The sequence below is a fragment of the Clostridioides sp. ZZV15-6598 genome, from assembly GCF_020657705.1.
Lineage (GTDB): Bacteria > Bacillota > Clostridia > Peptostreptococcales > Peptostreptococcaceae > Clostridioides > Clostridioides difficile_F.
Window position 1 is genome coordinate 1 of record NZ_JAGWCS010000340.1, and the last position, 392, is coordinate 392.

Below are 392 nucleotides of genomic sequence, written 5' to 3' on the forward strand. Positions count from 1 at the left end.
GGTAAAATTGAGATTTCTGGAAATGGTGGCGTATACAGCAAACAAGATAATAAAAATTTAACTAAGGATAATATGTACAACATTGCATCTATCAGTAAAGTGTTTACTACAACAGCTGTTATGAAGTTGGTTGAAGAGGGAAAATTAAATTTAGATACCCCTGTTGTAAAATATATACCTGAATTTAAAATGGCTGATGATAGATATAAAGAAATCACTCCAAGGATGTTATTAAATCATTCATCAGGGTTAATGGGAAGTAGTTTTAAAAATGCCCTTTTATTAGGCGATAATGATTCTTATAATCATGATAATTTCTTAGAAGAATTAAAGAAACAAAGATTAAAAGCTAAACCAGGAGCTTTTTCAGTTTATTGTAATGATGGATTTAC

The 392-nt window shown here is 29.1% G+C and carries 1 protein-coding gene; it reads left to right on the forward strand.

Features of this window, described 5'->3' with window-relative positions; all coding sequences use genetic code 11:
- On the forward strand, nt 1-392 hold a 392-nt coding region (locus KGF50_RS21935; protein ID WP_227850002.1), incomplete at both ends, for a serine hydrolase domain-containing protein.